2 protein-coding genes are annotated in these 2,655 nt (G+C 45.4%); both read left to right on the forward strand.

Annotation, left to right across the window (positions count from 1 at the left end; genetic code table 11):
- The first annotated feature begins 357 nt into the window (after positions 1 to 357).
- The gene (locus AB4090_RS14890; RefSeq protein ID WP_369574662.1) at positions 358 to 846 is read left to right on the forward strand and encodes a hypothetical protein; all 489 of its coding nucleotides are present in this window, start codon (positions 358 to 360) and stop codon (positions 844 to 846) included.
- A gap of 37 nt (positions 847 to 883) precedes the next feature.
- Positions 884 to 2,512, forward strand: coding sequence for a diguanylate cyclase (locus AB4090_RS14895; protein ID WP_369574663.1), 1,629 nt, complete (start codon positions 884 to 886; stop codon positions 2,510 to 2,512).
- Positions 2,513 to 2,655: the final 143 nt, after the last annotated feature.

Consider the following 2,655-nt stretch of genomic DNA (forward strand, 5'->3'; position numbering starts at 1 on the left):
TCTGTGCCAGCCATAGAGAAGATAGATGGCTCAATAAATCCTGAGAATAGAGAGACGTTTTTAGGATTTAGGTCCTGTAGCTTAAACCAGTTAGCGGCATCTGCGTATTGAGTCACTGTAGCTAGTGCAACAGCAGAGAGTCCAGCGGCTACCAACTTTTTTGCACTCATATTTTGTTTCCCCTCGCCTATCTTGTGTTGAAATAAATAAGTGGCTATTATGCAATTCGTGTGCCATGGCGGAATCGGTACATTGTGTAGTTGTTCTGTTCTGTACGGGATAGAGTCGTCTAACTAGCTGTCCTAAATAGGACATTTTTCATTGTGAATTAGTTCATTGCTATATACGGAGAAACTTATGAATAGTGTTGGAGCTTTTCTATCTACTGCGGCATTACTCGCCGTTGGCATTGGTACAGCATTGGCTTCTGATGCTTCCTTTTACACAGAAACCATCCCTGCGCCAATGGCGTCTGCCCAAAAAGAGGTTGTGCAGGCGCTTTCCCATGGACACTTCAAAGTCGTTATGAATTTAGATATTTTAAAGCGCATTGAAGCCAAGCAGAAGGTGCTACATATCCCAAATCTGAACCAGGGGGGCTATGCTGATGCAAGGGCAATCGTCTTTTGCAACCCTTTCTTGTTTAGCGCGCTGCTGAACAGCAATTGGCAGGCGTCATCTGTTTGTCCGCTAAACCTTACCTTGCTGAGTAAAGGAAGCGACACTACCGTGATATTCCCCAGGAGAGCCATCTACACGCATGCCACTAAGGCATCGCTGGTCGGGATGAAAATTGATAAGATGGTAATCTCTAGCCTCCAAACGATCCCGGGAAGCCATCCATAGCTTGAATTCCCAGCTTTCCGCATAGAGAGGGTAGTCTGTGAGCCTGGAAACCCTGTCAGTCGATACGAAGTTTTATCGTAGCTTGTTGACCATGGTGCGTATCTTGCGGGATGGTCTTGACGGTGATGTGGAGAAAGTGCTCGGAAGAGTTGCTGATCAGCTTGCAGATGACTTGCAGCTGCCGTTGGTCTGGATTGGTATTTTAGAACCTGGTTCAACCTGGGTAAATGTGACGGCAAAGGCAGGATCCGCATGGGAATATGCTCAAGATCTGCGTATCAGCAGCTTGGAACATATTCCCGAGGGACGAGGACCGGGAGGAAAGCTCTTACGTTTAGGTGAAGGCGTGGTCGTCGGAGATTTTCTGCAGTCTCCGGAATTTGCTCCATGGCGGGAACTTGTATACAGCTTTACTCTCAAACAAAATATAACTTCTGTAAAGTCTACCGAAGATGGTAGCAAAGTTATTATGGGGGCATTTCTCTCTGGTGATAATGAGTTTCCCCCAGCGATACCACCTTTGTTGTCGGATTTAACGCAGGATCTTGCGATCTATGTCCAGCAAAAGACGATAGCAAGAGACTTCCTGCGTCTTCAGGCCTATCAACGAGCAGTTCTGAATGTGCAGCAGCAACTTCTTCACCAGAATAATCCTCAAGCCATGTATGATAATTTGGTGCGTAGCGTAATAGCAGACACGGAAGCTATCGGGGCTTACATTATTGGGAGAACGTCGGAATTTTCCACTTTGTCCATACTCGCCATGGATGATTTGGAAAATAACGCGCTCTCAAATCAAGGCGGGGCATTAAGATATTCTAGTCAAGGGATATGTCCAACGATTGTCGCTAATGAGGTGATTGATTCAGGATTGCAGTATGGTCCAGTAGATCCCGGTTTATCTGTGTTAAATGGTTTTGTTAATGATAATAGGGGATTGTTTGTTCGGGTACGTAGCGTCATGGCCATCCCGGTATTTTTGGATGGCATGGAATCCCCGTTTGTGGCGCTGGTTATAGAGGCGGACGAGTTGAGGTACTTTACGAAACCTCTGCAAGAGACGCTGCGGCAGCTGGCTGCAAGTCTAGGGGTTGGTCTTAGTCGTTATTTCGAACATATTAAGCTAGAAGCGGCAAAATCAGAAATTGAAAAGTTAGCTCTTCATGATGCACTTACGAATTTACCCAACCGACGATTTCTTGAAGAACGCTTGGAGCAAGCCGTTTACCGCTCCCATATTTATGATAAACTGCTGGCCATATGTATGCTGGATTTAGATGGATTCAAGTCTATCAACGATACGCACGGGCATGATGCTGGCGATCTGGTGCTTTGCACGTTAGCGCAACGTTTTCAATTAGGCTTGCGCAAAAATGATTTTGTTGCTCGCCTTGGTGGCGATGAATTTGTCATTCTGATCGAAGAATTATCTGACGTAGCTGCATTTGAGAAGCTGGTTAGAAAAATTGGGGAGATAATTTGTTCGCCAATTTCTATAGATCACACATCACAAGTCTCTGTCGGCGTAAGTCTTGGTGCAGTAATTTATCCATTCGTTGAATACAAAAATTCTGTAACCGAGCTGCTTCGGCATGCAGATTATGCGCTTTATGAAAGCAAATCTATCAAGGAAAAACGGGCATCGTTTTGGATGCTCTATGGCTAGAAATGGAGCTCATAAGGATGAATTTGTTTGGGCGACCCTTTAAACAGGCTGCGGAAAAACCCTGCAATAAAATCTGCGAGGCACCTGATTTTCTCGAAAAACGCGGCCTGAAGGCACTTCTAGACGGCTTTTGTGCAGTTTTT

This window comes from Acidithiobacillus sp. IBUN Pt1247-S3 (genome assembly GCF_041146875.1).
Lineage (GTDB): Bacteria > Pseudomonadota > Gammaproteobacteria > Acidithiobacillales > Acidithiobacillaceae > Igneacidithiobacillus.

Bases quoted from the DNA above. Each gene is read 5' to 3' on its own strand.
- AB4090_RS14890 (WP_369574662.1), top strand. From the start codon at position 358: ATGAATAGTGTTGGAGCTTTTCTATCTACTGCGGCATTACTCGCCGTT.